The sequence below is a fragment of the Hydrogenophaga sp. genome, from assembly GCF_041633695.1.
Classification (GTDB): Bacteria; Pseudomonadota; Gammaproteobacteria; order Burkholderiales; family Burkholderiaceae_C; genus Hydrogenophaga.
In genome coordinates, this window is the sequence record NZ_JBFJMY010000061.1 from 1 (window position 1) to 14,785 (window position 14,785).

Below are 14,785 nucleotides of genomic sequence, written 5' to 3' on the forward strand. Positions count from 1 at the left end.
CACCCGCGCGGGCGACGCCGTGCTGGTCGACAACTACAGCCGCCGCTTCCTGCCGGGCAACGCCTTGATGGCCCGCTGGGGCGGCCTATGAACAGGCCCAGCGCCCGACACCACTGGAGAACAGCATGAACCTGACCCAAGGAACGGCCCGTGAGCCGATTGCAGGCGACCAGGTGGCGCGCCTGCGCGCCGCCGGTGTTCTGATCGAAGACAGCCGCCGCGAACGCCCGCGTTACTTCGATGGCCGCTTTCTGGCCGCGCGCGATCTGATCCGCGACCAGCAATATTTCCTCACCCGAGAGGCCGATCTGGGCCAGGCCTCGGGCAGTGGCGTGGCCGCTGGCCTGTTCGTGGAAGAGGGCGGTGAGCCGCACACGCTGCGCGTGAGCCCCGGCCACGGGGTCACGCCCGCCGGTGAACTGGTGCTGCTGCCCCGCAGCATCGACGTGGAACTGGCCAACATACCGGTGGCCGAGCAACTGTCGGCCAAGTTCGGTCTCTCGCGCATTCCACAGCCGGCCATGCGCAGCCGCACCGGCCGGTTTGTGCTGGCCCTACGCCCAGTGGAATTCACCGCCAATCCCATCGGGGCCTATCCCACCTCCATCACCGGGCAGCGCACGGTGGAAGATGGCGACGTGATCGAGGCCACGGCGGTGGTGCTGGTGCCCTGGCAGGACGACGGCGCGGCCGATGCGCTGGACGCGCGGCGCGGGCGCGTGGCGCGCGAGGTGTTCGTTGCCAGCACCGTGCATGGTTTGTCGTCCAACGTTTTGCCGCTGGCCATGGTGGCCTTGCAGAACAACACCGTGGTGTGGATAGACGAAGCCATGGTGCGGCGCGAACTCGGTGCCGACCGCGGCGATCTGCCCGGCCTGGGTTTTGCGCCCCGCGCCCTGCGCCTGGCGCACCTGATGCAATACCAGGCGCATTTGCAAGACGTGCTGAACCAGAGCAATGGGCGCGCGTTTCCCGCCAGCGCCCACTTTCCCGCGCTGCCCAGCGTGGGGCCGTTGCCGCCGAACGTGATCAACGCACTCGACTTCACGCAGAACTATTTTCCGGCCGAGGTCGATGTGGATTTCAGCATCGTGCCCGAAGACGAACTGCCGGCACTGGTGGAAGAAGCCCTGGCCTTGCAAGCCATCGATCTGACGGCCGGACCGGCCAATCTCGACTCCACCGCCGTGATGGTGCTCGCACCCGTGCCCCGACACGAATGGCGCGCGGTGGTGGCGCGGTTGGAGAACGTCACCCGCGTGGTCAAGCCCGCCGCACCCAACCTGCTGGCGCAGCAAAAACCGTTCGAGCTGTTGCAGAAGCTGCGCGTGCCACGCCCCGCGCTGGGCACCCTGGACCCCGGCAATCCGTCGGACGCCGAATGGCAGCGCCTGGCCCGGCTGCCCACGCTGTGGTTCGTGCGCCGCCGCCACCTCTCGTTCCGCGACGATTTCACCGGCGCCTGGAAAGAAGTGTCGGGCGTGGACGAACGCAGCACCGCGCTGGCCCTGCGCGAACGCGTGAATGCGCTGGGGCTGTCGGACAACCTGAACGCTTTGCTCCGGGTGTCCACCCCTTCGGCGGCCAGCACCATCACCAGCTTGCTGGCTTCCAAGCGTTTTGCCAGTTCGCCCACGCTCACCGCCGCCGCGATCGGTTCCATGGCCAGTGCCAGCCGTGCCGACGCGCGCGAAACCCTGGACCAGGCCACGGTGCTCAAAGTGGCGTCCGAGTTGAACGCACCCGGTACCGGTGAGGGCTTGGAGAAGATCGAACAGGCGGTGGGCAGCGAACGCGTCTCCAGCGCCACCTTGCAAAAAATGGCCGCCAGCGACGGCTGGAAACGCATCGACAGCCAGGCCCTCACCGCCAACCGCAGTGGCGTGGAGAAGATCGCCGCGACGCACATCCAGCTCAAGACCGCAGGGCCTGCTGTGCCACCACCGCCTGCGCCACCGGTGGTGCCCACACCGGCGGCCCCAACGCCACCAGCGCCGACACCTCCGACACCTCCGGCACCTGCGCCTGCACCGCGCCCACCCACACCGACGCCACCTGCGCCGACACCACCGGCGCCGCCGCCTGCACCCGCGCCGGTTCCGGTGCCCGTGCCGACACCACCGGCACCCACACCGCCTGCGCCCGCGCCGACACCAGCTCCAGCTCCGACACCCACGCCTCCTGCGCCTGCGCCAAGGCCACCTACGCCAGCACCAGCACCAGCGCCAGCGCCAGCACCAGCGGTGGTTGTTCGCCCACCGGCCCCGGCGGTGGTGGTCGTACGGCCGCCAGCGCCTGCCGTGGTGATCACGAACCCACCCGCGGTCGTCGTGCGCCCACCGGCCCCGGCGGTGGTGGTGGCGCCGCGTGCGGCCCGCGCTGCGGCTGAGGGCCCGTCGGGCAAGGCGGCGTCGCCCGCTCGCAGTGCCCAGGCGGCGAAAAAGGCCCGCAGCGCCGACAAGGCCGACGCACCGAAAAAGACCACCAGCCCAGGCAGCAAGCGCGCCGCCAAGAAGAAGCCCTAGCCACCATGGCGATGAGCCCGCACTGCCCCTGAGCGTTACCGGAGACCCGACGTGAGCATCGAACACATCACCCAACCCCTGGCTGGCGAACGCGTGGTGGCGCTGTCGCCGCAGGACGCCACGCTGGCCGCCACCGACTGGTTGCGACGGCCCAACCTGTTTCCGGCGCGTGCCCTCACCGCACCCACGCTGCAAGGGCGGCAGCGCTGGCAGGCCGGGCGCATTGCGCAACGCGGGCAGGCGCTCACCTCGGGTGTGGTGCGCGGCCTGGGCGTCTCCGTGCAGCTGGCGCCTGCGGAGTCGGACCGCGTGGAACGCTTGTTTGTGGAGTCCGGGCAAGGCCTGGCGGTGTCGGGCGAGGATGTGGTGCTGGCGCGCCGCACCGCGTTTGAACTGGGCGATCTGCCCGCTGTGGTGCCACCGGCCTGGCAAGTGGTGCAAACCCCCGAGCCGGACCCCGAGACCGATGCGGAAATCACAGAGGAAGAACGGCTGCCGCCGCCCGGTACGCTCCACCCCAGGGTGCTGGCGCCCCGGTTCGCCGATGTGGCCGTGACCGCCGGTGCGCGCCTGCCGCGCGTGGGCATTCTGGTGTTGCGGCCGGTCACGGTGGACGTGTCCAACTTCGATCCGGAAGACCCTTGCGACCGCAGCGTGGACGGACCCGAAGACAACGTCAACGCCTTTGAAGACTGGCGTGTGAGCGACGGCACCTGCCTGCTCTGGTACCCCTGGCCCGAAGAGTGGCTGGCCTTGCCCGCCAACCCTTTGCGCCAGCGCAACGCATTGGCGCATCTGATTTTCGAGGCCGAGGCCGCGTTGCCGCACGGCGGGGCCTTGCCCTGGGAGCCCTGGGGTGTGCCGGTGGCGCTGATCGGTTTGAACGAGAGCCTGCAGGTCGATTACATCGACCGCGCCGCCGTGGTGCGCCAGGGCGGGCGGGCGCGCGACGCGCGGCTGCAGTGGGCCAGCGGTGGTGCGACCCGTTTCAACGCCAACAGCCGCTTGCCGGGCTTGTGGCAGGCGCGCATCGAGCAGTTCGCGGGCCAGATGGCCGAGTTCGACACCGCCTTTGGCACACCGCCGTCGCCGCAGGAAATGGCCGATCCTTTTCTGAAGTTGCCGCCTTGCGGGCTGTTGCCCACTTCGGCCCTCAGCCTGGCCGATTTCCGCAGCGATTTTTTCCCACCGCTGTTCACCCTGGATGCGGTACCGGTGCCGATGGAGCAACTCGATCTGGCGATCCGCGAGGCCGCGCCCATGGCACCGCTGGACCTGGCCGTGCCCGAGCGGGTGCGTGTGCTGGTGCCGGTGAGCCAGGCCTCGTGGGAGCCGCGCTTGTTGCACCAGGATGCGATCGACCCCGAATTCCAACGCACGCTCAACCGATTCTTGCTCACACGCTCGCGTGCGTTGGGCGCGCGCCAAGGCCTGCGCAACAAGGCCGCGCTGCTGGCGCATGCACTGGACGGGCAACTGCACACGGTGGAGCGCTACCGCGACGACCCGCTGGCGCTGGAGCGCGAAAGCCTCAAGCCCTGGGGGGGACCGCCCCCCGGCGGCGGACACCGCAGCGGCTTGATGCCCGGCCTGCACCAGCACTATTTCGACGCCGCCAGCGAGCCCTTTCGTATCAACACCGGCGAATCGGTGTTCGCCTGGGTCTGTCTGGATCCGGACAACCCGCCGCGCAGCCTGATGCTGCAGTGGCACACCAGCGCCGGCTGGGAGCACCGCGCCTATTGGGGCGAAGACCTGATCGCCCTGGGCACGCCGGCCGGCTCGGCGGCGCATTTCCGCGCCGGTGAACTGCCCACGCCGGGCGCATGGAGCCAGCTCGTTGTGCCCGCCGCCGCCTTGGGCCTGGCCAATGCCGACGTGGACGGCATGGCCTTCACCCTGTTCGATGGTCGCGCCGCCTATGGCATCACGGGCGCCTTGACCGGCAACACCTGGCGCAAATGGTTTTGCAATTTCCTGCCGCTGGGTGCGCGGGTGCAGGGCAACGAGGCCTGGGAGCTGCTCACCGCCAACGACTTGTGGGTGCCGTTCGTGCCGCCCGACGGCGTGGTGCCCAGCCTGCCCGAGCTGATCACCAGCGGTGGTGGCGACATCTTTGGGGGTGGGGCCGCTGCGCAGGCCGAACGGGCCGTGCCCAAGCGCGGCTTCAACATCTTTTATCCGCAGGCCACCGGTTGGCGCGGGCACATCATCATGTACCCGGACACGGCGACCGCGCCGATCTTTGCCAAGCACAACGGCAACGACCACCTGAGCACCTGGGTGTATCTGGACGAGCTCACGCCACCGCGCGCGATCTTTGCCTACGCGGTGTGCACCGGGCTGGATGCCGGGGGCGCCACCCGGGGCTTTGCGCTGCGCCTGGGTTTCTGGGGCGAGAACCGCTTGCCCGAACTGTTCAAGGCCGTGCCAGGCTTGGACATGTACGAGGCCCAGACCTTGCGCGTTGGGGCGTTGCCGCAGTCGGGCACCTGGACCCAGATCGCGCTGCCGCAACCCGACGGCAGCAAGGCCGAAGGGGCGAGCCGCTTGCGGATTGTGGGCATTGCGGTGATGGTGTTTGGCGGCTCGGTGGCGTTCAGCGATATCGACATCGTGCCCACGCCGGTCGACACCACACCGGCGCCACCGCCCACGCCGGTGTGGCCGCTGGGCAGCACGGGCGATCAGCCCACGCCCGCGTTCACGCCCTACCTGAACGCCAAGCTGGAGTTGCAAAACGGCCTGGGGGTGCTCACGCCCACGGCTTCGTCGCGCATCGGCACGGCCAAGGTGTACACCGAGCTGGCCAACGACCCGGTGCTGGCGCGCCTGTCGAACCACGAACGTTCGCAATTGCAGTTGCGCGGTCTCAAGGGTTTTGCCGACTACTTGCGCGCCCGCGTGGACCGTGCCGACGACATCACCGACTTCGGTTTTGCCCACATGCAGGTGGACATGCACCGCATCCGCCAGATGATGATGAGCACCTCCGACGCCAGCCGTCTGGCGATCTCACCGGCACTGGCCGCCATCGCCAAGTCCGACAGCGCCTTGACCGTGCAGTCGCAAATCAAGGACTACCTGGCCACGGTAAAAGTGTCGGCCCGGGCCACGCCCACCGCGTCTGCCGCACCCGCTGCCGCTGCCGCACGGGCCACGCTGCAGGCCGCAGCGGTCTCGGTGTCGGCGGGTTTCAGCACCACACAAAGGGTGCAGATGCAGGCGACCGCCCAGCTCATCCAGGCACCCAAGGCGCCGCTGAACATCGTGTACGCCATGCCGGTGGTGGGCTTGTCGGAGGTGCGCACCACGGCCATCGCCGACCGTTTGAAGCAGCCACCGTCCACCGAAGCACGCGACCACGCGCTGGCCAACCGGCACCGCAGCGTGAATTCTCTGCTCGATATTCTGGACGCCTTCATGCTCGAAGACAGCGGCGCCGTGCCCGCGCTGTTCCAGGACTTCGAGGTGTTTGGTCTGGCGGGCGATCCCTTCTTGCAGGGTGACACCAGCCGCAAGCGCAAGCTGCTCGACATCCGCAACCAGGCGGGGCTCAAAGAGCTGCTGTTGCAGCCGCCACCGATTGCCGGCGGGGTGGACGAAGCCAGCCTGTTCACCCAGACCGTGGCCTTGTCGGACAACACCATCGCCACTCTGCGCCAGCTCGAAGGGCGGTTGACCTTGTACCGCGACGCCATCAACCGCTGCGAGCGCGCCGAGGCGGATCTCAAGGCCAACATCGAGCAGGTCGATCAGCGCTTGCGCCAGTTTGGCGATACGCTGGCCGAGGCACGCCACGATGTGTCGGTGGCGCGCGCCCTGATGGCCGAGGAACAGGCCCGCATCGACGCGGTGAACGCGCGGCGCGCCAAGATATTGGCCGAAGAGGTGAAGTTCCTCGCTTACATGCGCCCGCGCGAAACGAGCAACGTGCTGGCCGCGCGCCACCGCGTGGTCGACCCGGCCTTGCAGGAAGCCCCGGTGCCGGCCTGCTTGCGCGACCACCACGACGTGCCCGACGAGCTCGAAGACATGTTGAAGGTGGTGCGCGAGGCACCGGCATCGTGGTTCGTGGTGGTGCCCAAACTGGTGGACCAGCTCGACCGCATGGACCTGCTGCTGCGCACGCTGCAAGCCGGCCAGTTGCGCACGCCTTTGTTGGCCGCGCGCACGCAGGTCTCGCGCGTGCAAACGGGCAAGCTGGGCAACGCCATGCACAGCGTCATCACCCGCCAGAGCAGCTTGGTCGGTACCCGGCTGGAGGCCATCAACCGCCTCAACCTGCCGCAACTCGCGCAGAGCACCTGGAAGCACGTGCGTGGGCAAGCGCAAGAAGTCATTTCCATGGGCGACCTGATCGATGGTGAACACGGCAAAACCGCCATTGCCCGCCAGGCGGCCGACGAGTTCAACCGCATCGGCGCGGTCTGCACCTGTCTGCACGCCGAATTCTGCGGTGTGCCTCCGGCCATCCGGCTGGACTGGGCCGAAATGCTGAGCGAGTTCGATGAAGCTCCCAATCTGCGCTACCTGGGCAACCTGCCGCGCTGGGCCGAGATCGATTCGGTAGACCGGCGGCAAATGCAGGCCTATGCCGACTGGCTGTTCGCCCAGACCGAGCCCGGCCAGCCACGTGCCATCGAACTGGTGAACGACATCGTGCGCATGTGCCTGCTGCTGGCCAGCCACGCGCCGGTGGGCCGCATCATCACCGGCAACCTGCCGCGCCCGGTCACGGCGGTGCGCCCCGGTGTGCGTATTCCGCTGCTCACGCTCGATCCGTCGCAGTTGCGCATCGGCATGCAGGCCGTGCTCTACCGCGCGAATGCGGTGATCGCCCGCGCGGTGGTGGAAGACGTGGGCCAGGGCGAAGTCTCGGCGCGGGTCTTGCACACCAGCGCGCTGCAAGTGGATCTGGACGTGGATGTGCGTGTGCATTTCGACCACGCCAGCGTGGTCAGCGCCAGCGGTGTGCGCAGCGCGGGCGTGTTCAAGCGCTGAACCGGCATGGGTGCCAACGACCGCACCGTCCAGCACCTGCGCCTGCGTGCCCGCAGCGAGCAGGCCGCCACGCGTGCGGTGCACCGGCTCGAAGACGCTTTGCGTTGTGCCAGCCTGCCCGACACCGGCGAGCGCTTGCTGCTGGTGCGCAGGCTCGATCTCGGGCGCGTGTCCGCCGACTGGACGGCGCAAAGCCTGTCGCTGCTGATCGAGCAGCGCGTGCGCGCCACCGGTGGCACCTGGGTTCATGGTGAGCAAGCCGCAGCCAGCACCTCCGAAACCGTGTTCTTCGCCAGCCGCTGGCAGGCGGCGCAGGTGGCGTTGCTGCGCCGCGCCCGGGGTCAAACGCTCAGCGCCTGGTACTGGCCACTGGCCCTGCCGGGTCTGGTGCGGGACGAAGGACACCCGGCGTTTCTGCACAGTGTGTGGACCTGCCTGGCGCAAGAGGTGGATGCTGCCGTGGGCTTGCCCGCCGTGTTCGCGCAGCTGGTGCAACAGCGCGAAACCCCTTGGTTGCTGCAACACCTGTCCGGGTCCACGGTCCAGTTGGTGTTGGCGCACAGCGGCGCGCAGCGCCACATGGACTGGGCCAGCGCTTGGGCCTTGGCGCAACCAGCGGGCACCGTTGCTGCCTACCAATGGACCGATACGGCGGCTGCGGTGCAGTGGTGCACGTTACCCATCGACACACCGGTCTGGTTGCTCGCGGTCTTGCGCGCCGCGCCTGGGCAGTTGGTGGTGCAGGCAGCTGCGGCCAGCGCGCGCGCGTTGGCGCAGCACGCGGCTGCGCCGCTGACACGTTTGCCCGCCGAAGCCGACAGCGCCGCCGCGCCGCCGCTTCACAAAACATTGCCTGCGGTGCAGACCGCAGAACCTGGGCTGCGCGAATCCACGGAGCACGTGGCCGGGCCGATGGCTGCGCGTGCAGAGCCCTTGGTCGAAGCGTCGCCGGTCGATGCAGAGGCAACCGCCACCGCGCAGATGGAACCATCGGCGCCCTGGCCCATGGACTGTTCCGTGCCGACCCAGGCCGGTGGCCTGTTGTTCTTGCTCCCGGTGCTGGAACGCCTCGGTTGGGCCGCGTGGCAGAACGCGCACCCCGATACGCCCTTGGCCGCTCTGGTGCTGCGCCAGGCGCTGTTGCGTCTGCGCCTGCCCGAAGCCGATCCGGCCTGGGCCCTGGTGCAAAGCCTGCCCCAGCCCGCATCGCCGCATGCCATCTGCTGGACCACACCCGAACGCTGGGCCGATGCCCGCATTGCCGTGCCGCACGCGCCCGGCAGCGCCACCACGCCCGAGCAGATGGCGGCGCATTGGCTCACCGCAGTCCGTCGCTACCTGCGCCGGGTCGCGCGCATCGGGCTGGCCAGCCTGTGCCTGCGGCACGCCGCCTTGCAATGGGGGCCCACGCACCTGGACGTGCTCTTTCGCTTGAGCGACACCGATATGCGCGTGCGCCGCGCCGCCCTCGATCTGGACCCGGGCTGGCTGCCCTGGCTGGGCCGGGTGGTTGTGTTTCAGTACCGTCTGGACGGCAGCCCATGAACGCGGCCTTTCCCAACTCCGCCGCGCTGGCCCCGCCGCTTTCGGCGCGCTTGTTCGCGCAACTCGCGCCCGCGCAACTGGCACCGGACGCACCGGCCGAAGCGCATTGGCTGGTGGCCCAGGCCGATGAGCTGGCGCCACTGGGCCTGGACCTTGGGAGCGCCTGGACGCTGTGGCAACAGTCGCCACCCGAGCCGGACCGTGCCCTGCACCGTCTGGCGGGTCAGCTGTCGCTGAACCCCAGCGAATGCATGGCGCTGGCGCTGTGCCACGCCGCCGACACCGATGTGATCGCCAGCCGCGCCCTGGGCTGGCTGCAATCGCCGCTGCGCGATGTCTACCCCACGCTGGGTCTGCTCGCCAGCCTGGACGCGCAGCGAGGCCTGAGCCCGATCCAGTCCATGAACGCCGTGCTCGACGGTGCTGCCTTGGCGAGCGGTTTGCTGCAATTGGAAACCCAGGGCCGCGCCTTGCCGGATGCCCGCCTGCGCCTGCCCATGCCTTTGGTGCTGGCGCTCTCGGGTGGTCGTGGCCACTGGCCCGGCGTGCGCCTGCAAAGCCAGGACGCGGCCAGTGCCCAGGCCCGGCTGGCGCCCAGTGTGCGGGCCTTGTGCCGGCAGCACGCGGCCTGGCTGCAAGGTGGCGCGGTCATGGTGGTGCGCAGCGGCCACCCGCGCGAGGCGCGGGCCGTGTGCGCGGCCATCGCCGAAGACATGGGGCGCCAGGCCGCATTCATCGAAGGCGAGACACCCGCCGGTCTGTTGCCCTGGCTGCTGTTGCAAAACGCCTTGCCAGTCTGGGTGGCCGAACTGTCGCCGGGTGAACGCCGCCGCGTGCCCGCGTTCACCGGCGGCGATCTGCCCATGCTGGTGGCCACCGGCCCCGATGGCAGTTGGGAGAACGACGGCGAACCGCTGGCCGCGTGGCAGGTGCCGGTGCCGCCGGTGCAGGAACGCGCCGCGCTCTGGATGGGCTTCGACGCCGACCCCGACACCGCCACCGAACTCGCCGCCGGCCACCGCCACGCCAGCGCCCGCATCGAAGAGCTCGCCCGCGCCGCCCACGCGCTGTGCCGCAGCGAAGGCGGTGCTGGGCTGGCCGTGCAGCACGTGGCGCGCGCGGCACGCGCACCCGGGCAGGGTGCCCTGGGCAGTCTGGCCCAGCTGTTGCCCGAAGACATACACGACGAGGCCCTGGTGATGCCCAGCGCCTTGCGCGCCGAGCTGTTGGCCCTGGTGGCACGCTGCCGCCGCCGCGATGCTTTGGCCCAAGACCTGGGGCCGGCCATACAGGCGCGTTACCGGCCGGGCGTGCGTGCGCTGCTGGTGGGCCCGTCGGGCACCGGCAAGACCTTGGCCAGCGGTTGGCTGGCGACCCAGTTGGGCATGCCGCTGTACCGCGTCGACCTGGCCAGCGTGAGCAGCAAATACATTGGGGAAACCGAAAAAAACCTGGGCGAACTGTTCGCCCGCGCCGAGCATGCCGAAGTGGTGTTGCTGTTCGACGAGGCCGACGCCATGTTCGGCAAGCGCACCGATGTGAAAGACGCCAACGACCGCTTCGCCAACCAGCAGACCAACTACCTGCTGCAGCGCATCGAAGCGTTTGACGGCATCGTGCTGCTCACCAGCAACAGCCGTGCGCGTTTCGATCCCGCTTTCACGCGCCGGCTCGACAGCATTCTGGAGTTCCCGCTGCCCGGCCCCGAAGACCGGCGCGCGCTGTGGCTGGCCCACCTGGGCCCGGCCCACCAGCTCAGCACCACCGAGCTCAACCGCCTCGCTGCGGGTTGCGATTTTGCGGGTGGCCATGTGCGCAACGCCGTGCTGGGCGCCAGCGCCCTGGCGGGCACCGGGCGGCTGGACTGGGCGGCCATGAAACACGCGCTGGCAGCGGAGTACCGCAAGCTGGGCAAGGCCATGCCGGCGGTGCTGGGCAACGGGCACTGAACCATGGCGCGCACGGCCAGCGCAAGCGCGTTGAGGGGCGCGGGTCGGCTGGCCGAACTGCGCACCCGGCGGCCGCGGCGGGGCGGTGAACGCAGCGGTGAAACCGGTGGTGCGGTCCCAGGTGCGGTTGAGTCGCTGGGCGAACCTTCGTTGCGCACCGCCACACCCGATGCCGCTGTCCCCGACTATACCCGCGAAGCCCTGGCGTCCTTTGCCAGCTACACCGGTGGGCGAGGCGGCGCCCGCCTGGGCTATCTGCCGCGCTACAGCCGCAGCGATTCCGCGTCTTTCAGCGACACGCTGGATGCCGAACACGAGCGCCTGCCCAGTGGCCCCTCCGGTGTGGGTGCCGCGCCCACGCGCAGCGATCCCCTCGCGCCCACCACCACGCCGCCGGTGTCTGAGGTGCTGGCGGTGGCCACGTCTACCGTGGCCGATCCGGCGCCGTCCATGCCCGAGTCGCCAGCGCCCGTAGCGGCCACACCGCCTGCGCCCGAGCCGGTGCCAGCCGAAACCGGCGACCACGCGCCGCCGCAAGACGACACGGCAGCCGACAGCGCCAGCGCGACCGAAGGCGCGACCGAAGAAACCCATGCCAGCGAAGACACCGAGCACGCTGGAGCGGAACGGCCCGCGCGGGGACGAGCCGCTGCGGGCGGCCCGGTGGCTCAGGCGCTGGAAGGCGAGGAGTTGGTCGCGCTGCCGCTGGCCTTGGTCGAGCAGGTCGATCAACCACTGGAAGCACCGCCACTGGACCAGCAACCCTTGCAGTCCGAGTGGGCCTTGCAGGCACCCAAGCGCGACGAGCTGCTGCCGCCCAAAGACAAGGCCGCCCAGGCCGAACAGGCGCGCGACCAGGCCCAGGGTGACGCCTCGACCCCGAAGCAGCCACGCGCCACCGACGCAGCCGCCCAGCGCGCGTCCGAAGAACAGGCCGTCACCCTGGCGTTGCAAGCCTGGAGCGATCTGGCGCGCGAGCTGCATGGCGAACAAGACGGGCTGGTGGCCAGCGCCACCGGTCTGGGCACGCACCTGCGCCAGGCCTGGGACGTGAACGCCAGCGGCATCCAGCAGACTCTGGAGCTCGACCGGGGCGCGCTGGACATGGCGCTGGAGCAGGCCGTGGCCCAGATGGAAGGCGCCGGTACCCTGGCCTTGCAAGACTTTGATCTGGCTTCGCGCCGCACCCGGGCCGCCATCGTGGCCGCCGGTCGCAGCGCCTACGGCCTGATCAGCGAGGGCAATACCCGGGCCGCCGATCAGATCACCACCGTGGTGTCTGGCCTGGTGGCGGGCCATGTGGGCGCTTTCAACGACGCGGTGCGCGACGCCCAGACCGCGTTCGACGCCGCCATGCTGGACCTGAACACCTGGCGCGACCAGCGCAGCACTCACCACAGCACCGAGCGGGGCCGCTTCCTGGAGCGGGCGAAAAACGAAAAGCGCCAGCTGCGCATCCCGCGCTGGGTGGACCAGGAAGCGCGGCAGATGCAGCGGCGCTTTGACGACAAGAAAGAGGCCTGGGAGCAGTCGCGCGACAACACCTCGTGCAGCCTGAGCTGCAACTACTCCGCCGCGCTGGCGGCCGAGAACACCCGCATGGTGGCGCAAAGCCGCTGCCAAGTGGCCAAGGCGCTGACCAAAGCCCGCGACACCTTGAAGACCCAGGCCCGCGCCGGGCGCCGCGTGTTGCAAGAGATCACGCAACAGCAGGTGCAGCAATTGAAGGTCCAGGGCCAGGCCACGCGCAGCCGCATCAACAGCCAGGCGCGCAGTGCTCTGGCGGCGCAGCACCGGGAAGCCCAAAGCGCCGACAACGGCGTGCGCGGCGCCACCCGTTCGGCCCTGCCCACCTATGCGCGCAGCGCGCTGGGCTTTGGCCAGTCGCTGCGCGACAACGCCGGCAAAGGCCACGCCGTGCTGCGCGCCACCGCCGAGCGCGGCGCCAGCCCGATTCGCCAAAGCAACCGGGAGAGCAGCCAGGTGCTGCAAGCGCGCTTGCAGGACAACCGCGCCCGCTTCGACGCCGGTGCCGCCGAGAACCGCAGCGCCCACGACATCGCGCGCACCACCCAGCAAGCCGAATGGCAGGCCTTTCTGGCCACGCAGCAAACCAGCGGCGCACAAAACCTGCACGACGGCGCGGCGGGGTTTATCGAGGCTTTTGGCACTTTGGCGGGCACGGTGCGCCAGGCCGCCAGCGAATGGGCGCGTCCGTTGCCCGCGCGCATGTCGCAGTTCATCGCCGGCAAGCGGTCCGAGGCCGATGCCGCGCTGGCGAGACTGCGCACCGGCCCGGAAACCACGCCCACGCCCGCCCCAGGCGCGGCTGAGCCAACCGCGGCAGCCGCCACCACCGATTGCCCGGACGCCGCCGCTGCCGCACCCGCCGCCAACTGCGGCCATTGCGACACCGCAGGCGGCGCAGGCGGGGGTGCTGCGCCCGGCGCCGATGCAGAGGCGGCCCCCGGCCTGAACCAGCAGGTCAAAGAAGAGGTGGCGCATTTCGAGGCCCGTCAACCACCGGATACCTTCTTTGCCGAGCAACTGACCCAGGCCGGCACCGATGTGGCAAGCGCGCTCGAGGGGCGCGCCAACCGGGTGGTGGGTGCCTTTGGCGGGGGTTTTGCCGGCACGGTGGACGAAACCGGCGTGCTGGCCGCCTTGCGCGGCATGACGCGCAACCAGGGCTATGCGCTGGACATGACGGTCTACCCCGGTCGCCACAACGGGCGCTGGCTGGACGACGATTTGCGCAGCCAACTCGACGCCGACAGCGACGACTACCGCGCCGCCAGCGCCTATCTGCGTGGCGACAACGTGGCCGGCGCGGCGATCGAACTGGCCGACTCGACCGGCTTCTTCAACGACGACGAGGCCCGCATCGAAGCCGTGATGCGCTCGCTCTCGCCCGACCAGCTCGAAGCCCTGGGGCGCGACCACGCCGGCACCATGTCGGACGTGCGCGACGCGCTCGATGGCACCGACGTGCGGGTGTTCGACGCCCTGGCCGCAGGCGACCACGCGCTGGCCGATGCGCACCGCATGCGCTCTGCCGTGACCGATGCGCGCATGGACCGCGATGCCGACGCCACGCACCGCGCCATCGAGCAATACACCGGATCGCCCCCGCCCGGCGACTGGCGCGCCGAACAGGAACAGAGCGCCGACACCCGGCGCGAGGCGGTGGTGCGGGCGCTGGGCGGCATCGTCAGCGACGCCGACGTGGCGCGCGGCGTGGACGCCGGCACCGATCTGCGCACCCTCAGCGCCACCGACCGCGCGGTGGCCTTCGTCACCCGCGAGGTCGATGTCTATGTGGGCGGTGGCCCGGACGGCGGTGGCCAGATGGTGAGTTTCGACATCACCGGCGCCAACCACGACCTGGCCGAGGCGCTGCTGCGGCACGGCGAAGACAGCGTGGAGACCCGGGCCGCGCGCCTGGGGGTGGAGATACAGCGCCGGGGCGATCCGCCGAACGCGGTCAACATCGACCGAGCCACCTTCGACCCGCGCTTCGTGGGCGATCTGGCCCACGCCACGCCGGAGCAGCGCGAGGCGCACCGCGCCGCCGCCGCCGAACGCGCCCGCGTGATGATGCTGGCGGCCGAACGCTACGCCGGTGGCGAGGCCACGCCCGAAGATTTCCGCCCCGCCGCCGATGTGGCCAACCCCGATGCCGCGCTGTCCGATGACCGCGTGGCGGCGGCGCGCGGGCGCCTCATTGATTCGCTGTCCGAGCGCTTCGGCGCCAACTCCACC

4 protein-coding genes and 1 pseudogene are annotated in these 14,785 nt (G+C 69.9%); all 5 read left to right on the forward strand.

Annotated elements, in window-relative coordinates; all coding sequences use genetic code 11:
- Window positions 1-125 precede the first annotated feature (125 nt).
- Window positions 126-2,525: a hypothetical protein gene (locus ABYB95_RS05795; RefSeq protein ID WP_372657516.1), complete on the forward strand. Its 2,400-nt coding sequence runs from the start codon at window positions 126-128 to the stop codon at window positions 2,523-2,525.
- A 51-nt stretch (window positions 2,526-2,576) separates the two neighbouring features.
- On the forward strand, window positions 2,577-7,529 hold the full coding sequence (locus ABYB95_RS05800; protein WP_372657517.1) for a hypothetical protein: 4,953 nt from the start codon (window positions 2,577-2,579) through the stop codon (window positions 7,527-7,529).
- A gap of 6 nt (window positions 7,530-7,535) precedes the next feature.
- A complete protein-coding gene (locus ABYB95_RS05805; RefSeq protein ID WP_372657518.1) occupies window positions 7,536-9,074 on the forward strand; it encodes a hypothetical protein in 1,539 nt (512 codons plus the stop codon).
- Window positions 9,071-11,023 carry an ATP-binding protein gene (locus ABYB95_RS05810; RefSeq protein ID WP_372657519.1) on the forward strand — a complete coding sequence of 651 codons (1,953 nt, stop codon included), beginning with the start codon at window positions 9,071-9,073 and terminating at the stop codon, window positions 11,021-11,023. The genes ABYB95_RS05805 and ABYB95_RS05810 overlap by 4 nt, the downstream gene beginning before the upstream one ends.
- Window positions 11,024-11,026: 3 nt before the next feature.
- A pseudogene (locus tag ABYB95_RS05815) lies at window positions 11,027-14,785 on the forward strand (hypothetical protein); the annotation flags it as partial.

Coding starts and splice junctions, on each gene's coding strand:
- ABYB95_RS05805 (WP_372657518.1), top strand. CDS start 7,536: ATGGGTGCCAACGACCGCACCGTCCAGCACCTGCGCCTGCGTGCCCGC.
- ABYB95_RS05810 (WP_372657519.1), top strand. CDS start 9,071: ATGAACGCGGCCTTTCCCAACTCCGCCGCGCTGGCCCCGCCGCTTTCG.
- ABYB95_RS05795 (WP_372657516.1), top strand. CDS start 126: ATGAACCTGACCCAAGGAACGGCCCGTGAGCCGATTGCAGGCGACCAG.